The sequence below is a fragment of the Candidatus Korarchaeota archaeon NZ13-K genome, assembly GCA_003344655.1.
Taxonomy (GTDB): Archaea; Korarchaeota; Korarchaeia; order Korarchaeales; family Korarchaeaceae; genus Korarchaeum.
The window spans coordinates 1-4,023 of record MAIU01000093.1 but is presented as its reverse complement, the minus strand read 5'-3'; the positions used below and the strand labels follow the sequence as shown (position 1 = coordinate 4,023).

The 4,023-nt window shown below is 52.1% G+C and carries 5 protein-coding genes; 2 read left to right on the top strand and 3 right to left on the bottom strand.

The window, feature by feature from the left end; all coding sequences use genetic code 11:
- Nucleotides 1–191: 191 nt before the first annotated feature.
- The gene (locus tag BA066_07045; GenBank protein ID RDD52942.1) at nt 192–437 is read left to right on the top strand and encodes a hypothetical protein; all 246 of its coding nucleotides are present in this window, start codon (nt 192–194) and stop codon (nt 435–437) included.
- 4 nt (nt 438–441) lie between these two features.
- Here the strand turns inward: BA066_07045 and BA066_07040 are convergent, their stop codons facing one another.
- Both BA066_07040 and BA066_07035 read right to left on the bottom strand, forming a co-directional pair.
- Nucleotides 442–1,047: a GTP-binding protein gene (locus tag BA066_07040; protein RDD52941.1), complete on the bottom strand. Its 606-nt coding sequence runs from the start codon at nt 1,045–1,047 to the stop codon at nt 442–444.
- Nucleotides 1,044–2,645, bottom strand: a complete 1,602-nt coding sequence (locus BA066_07035) for a hypothetical protein (GenBank protein ID RDD52940.1) — start codon at nt 2,643–2,645, stop codon at nt 1,044–1,046. The genes BA066_07040 and BA066_07035 overlap by 4 nt, the downstream gene beginning before the upstream one ends.
- A 57-nt stretch (nt 2,646–2,702) precedes the next feature.
- On the opposite strand from BA066_07035, the gene BA066_07030 reads away from it, so the two are divergent.
- On the top strand, nt 2,703–3,461 hold the full coding sequence (locus tag BA066_07030; GenBank protein RDD52939.1) for a hypothetical protein: 759 nt from the start codon (nt 2,703–2,705) through the stop codon (nt 3,459–3,461).
- Nucleotides 3,462–3,475: 14 nt separating this feature from the next.
- On the opposite strand, the gene BA066_07025 is transcribed toward BA066_07030, so the two are convergent.
- Nucleotides 3,476–3,883, bottom strand: a complete 408-nt coding sequence (locus tag BA066_07025) for a hypothetical protein (GenBank protein ID RDD52938.1) — start codon at nt 3,881–3,883, stop codon at nt 3,476–3,478.
- Nucleotides 3,884–4,023: the final 140 nt, after the last annotated feature.

Below are 4,023 nucleotides of genomic sequence, written 5' to 3'. Positions count from 1 at the left end.
CCAATAATAAAAACGTTCCTCACGTGACGCCATGAATTCAATTCTATGCCTTCCATCGGAGACCCACGCGCACCCGAAGATCGTGCCGCGTGGGGAGTTCCCCTTGAGGGGCCCTCAGCGGAGTTGAAAAGGGATAGGATGCTCGGATTATGAGATTATTACAATCGGATGCTCCTGTTTTTCTTGACAGGATGACCTATCATGATATGCCGCTGTACGAATACATCCTCTCGAGCGGGGAGATAGTCAACCTGAACGGAAGGGTTAGGAAGTCCTGCAACGGTCTGGAGGAGGAGTACAACGTGGAGATGAAGGATTACGTGTGGCCGATCTGGGTGAGGGAGCCCAGTGAACCCATAATGTGGGAGGGCTTCGAGGTGACGATGAGGAGGAACCATCTGAGGAGGAGGATAGAGGTCAGGATGAGGAGATCCTAACCCCTCACACCTTTATTTGCGTCTCGGCATATGCCTGTATCGACCTGGTGAGCAAATCAGCTCTCACGGTCTTGAGGAACCGGATGAACGCCTCCCGCACCCCCTGACCCAGGAGGGCCGACACGGGCACCACCTCAGCGTCTATTCCCAGCAGCCCTCTTATGACCTCCGGTGGCTTTGCATCCGGCAGATCCTGCTTGTTCGCCAGCACCAGCAGTGGGAAGCCTGGTGGAAGAACCTCCCTGGCTTCCTGATACTGCCCCAGCGCGTAGACCATCTGAACGGGCTGGGCGCTATCTACTATCATTATCACGCCATCCTTGCCCCTTATCAGAGCCTTCCTTACGTAGGAGAAGGCTATCTGCCCCGGGGTTCCGGTGATGGTGACCTTCCATATCTCATTGAAGGGATTGAGGTCATCTATCCTATCCTTGGGGTGGAGCTCGTCCGTGGAGGCATCCCAGAAGATCACGCCGTAATCGAAGCCAACCGTGGTGGACATAGTCCCCTTCTCGTAATCCATCCTGATGGCCGAGGGGTCGAGCTTCCTTATGAAGGTGCTCTTTCCCGCTTGATGGGGCCCTATCACCACTATGGACATTTTCCTCATCTCTTCACCCCTAGTTGCATCTTGATCTCTCCCACTCTGGCTCTCAGGCTTGATATGAGCTCCCTGTACTCCGAGATCCTCCCGGCCATGAAGAGGGACTTCGCCCTCTTGAGGTCCTCCCTGAGCCCCCTAACCTCCTGCGCATCGATACCCGGGAGCAGGCCCCCCAGATCGTTCACCATATCCTCTATGACCTCTATCTCCATCTCCACCCTCCTGATGTCCTCTGAGACCACTCTCATGGTCACCCTGCCCTCCTCCACCATAACTATGCCTTCCTCCGCCAGGTTCCTCAGGACCCAGGATCTCCAGCCCTGAGGTATGAACCTGAGATCCTCCAGAGATATCTCCCCTCTCTCCCTCAGCATTGATATTATCTTCTCCCTCCACCTGGGGTAAAGTTCCAGTATCTCACTGATGAGTCCCGTGTATGCCATGGCCTCGGGCATCCCGTAGGAGAGCCTGGATGTCCTCAGGCAGTTGATCATGCTCTCAAGCAGGGACTCCGCTGACTCGAATGAGAGCCTGCTCAGGTCTATCTTGGCATCCTTGGGTACGTAATCCAACTCCTCCAGGACCTTACTGAGCAGAGAGCCAATCCTACCTATCCTCTCCGCTTCCCTCCTGAGCAGATCTATCTGCAACCTGGACCTGACTAGGAGAGGTATTTTGGGGAAGTCTAGTCCTATGTAGGGAATGACATCCTTCACGCTCGATAGCGAGGCCATACCACTCATCCTCTCCAGAAGCTCCCCCTTCATCTCCTCCACGCTCGCCTTTGATTCCATCATCCTCTGGATAACTTGGATCAACCTCCTCGACTCGCTCTCGATCGAGCTGAGCTTTGAGACGATGCCCTGAACGTGCTTCTGAGCTAATTCCTCATCCATCCCGGCCAGTTTCTCAGTTAGCGTGGTCTCCAACTCCAGCACATGGGAGAGTCTCACGTAAGTCACTCCCATCAACTCTAGCTCCTCATTGATGGATCTTAGGCTGCTGAATGCCTCCTTTAATGATCTGAGAGCTTCTTCTTTCCTCCTCTCCTCTTCCAGCTGCCCAGCTTTGACATCCTCTTTCCTCTCCTCAACCTCAGCCTCAGCTACCTCCCGAGCCCCCGATTTCCTCAGTATCCTGATTAGACTGATGAACGCTGGTATCTCCTCGTAGCTCTTCAGGGCTTCTGCATCCACCCCCTTCTCCCGGATGTAGAGATTGACCCTGCCCAAGAGCTCCCTCTCCATCGAGGCGATCTCCTCCAGGGTAACTTCTATGATATTTTTGGCCTCTCTGATCTTAGATTTGTCCCTCAGGAATGGTCTCATGTACGATGGATCCTCTATCATGCTTGAAATTAATCTCTTGATGGATTGTAATAGCAGGTCGGCCCTGTTCATCACGTCCTCTCCGGTACCGCTTATCTCGCTCTCGAGTAACCTAGCTGTCTCCTCGAGTTTCTTCAACCTACTTAGGGCCCTCTCCAAGTGAGGTAAGATGTCGTCCTTCCTCAGGTAACTCTCGAGTTTATCAACTCTATCTGGGCTATGCCCCTCCCCCAGCAACACTCCCTTGAGTTCTTCCCATTGAGCCTCTGACTCCATGATTCCATGGCTGATAGACGCCAAATTTTATAAAATTTACAGGCCCCTCTTCTGCTGATGCTTGAGGAGTTCTTAGAGAGCGGTTACGAGAAGTTAGAGGCGTCCCTGTTTGAAATATCCATGTATGAGATGATAGAGGAGTTATTGAGCGAGTATGAGTCCTTGGATAGGTATCAGAAATCTCTGGCTCAGCTCCTGAGTAAGGGTACGACAGCGGAGCTTAAGGCGATCAGGAGTGAGATCTCATCTCTTGTAGAGAGACTCTCAAGAGAAGAGATACTTTACAGCTATACGATGGATCCTTCTGTTGTTTCACCGATTCTCAGGAATAGGTATCAGCCATTGATCACGGAGATCATGAAGAAGATCAAGGAGATGAAGGTCAGAGCCTCCAATGAGCTGGAGGCATTCATAAATACGATATTGGAGGTGGTCGGATATTGTGAAGATACTACAGCATCCCTATCCTTCCTCTCGGGTCAGCTGAGGAGCATGCTGGGGAGGATGGAGCTGGTCCCCCCCGAGCTCCTCATCTCTACCTTGGAGCTTGTGGTCAAACACGTTCCCCAAGAGGGAGCTCCTGAGAGAGTTTTCAAAGAGATACGGGATTTGAGGGCAGCTTTGGCGGAACTATCCTCTGATTTAAGCGAGGAGAATAAGGAGAGGATGAGGCACGCCTTGGATACTTTAAATAATGTGGAAGTCGTGGTGAGGAGATTTCCCGGCCTCTCCGGAGCTTCTCTCAAGTACCTGGAGGAGTTCAAGGGAAGGTTACTGGATGAGATGATGAGAGGTCTCAGCAGGGATCTATCTTGACTCTCCCTGGGGCATCATGGGAGCTTCAGGCGGAGATTACCGAACCTAAGCTCGCTGCCGCTTGGAGTTGCCAAGAGTACTGGCTCCGGCGGTACGATGATCTCCCTGTCCTTTGAGCTGAGAGAGGCTTGCGATGGTGTTATGAGGAGGTAAACCCTCGGCTCCCCACCGTAGATCACTCTCACTCTCGCACCACCGCCGAGCTCTTGGAGAGCGTAAGGTATCCCTCTAACCTTCACTAAACTTGGTAAGCTTGTGATGGACTCTGGGATTCTGAGTACAGTATTTGCTGTCTTCACCTCACAAGGCTCGTGTATCATCAGCACCCTTTTCCTACCGATACCTACCCCTATATCGATGAGATCCAATCCACAGAGCAGGATGGCTCCCGCCTTGGGTTGGATCAGTGATTCGAACTCCATTAGGGATACGCACCTCGCCTCGCATCCTAATGTAAATATTTTAGATTTAACTCCACATAAATTAAATATTTTACCTTTATCTATCCAGTCGAATCCCACCTCGGTAGAAAACACGACTCCACTCATGCGCACCCTCAAGC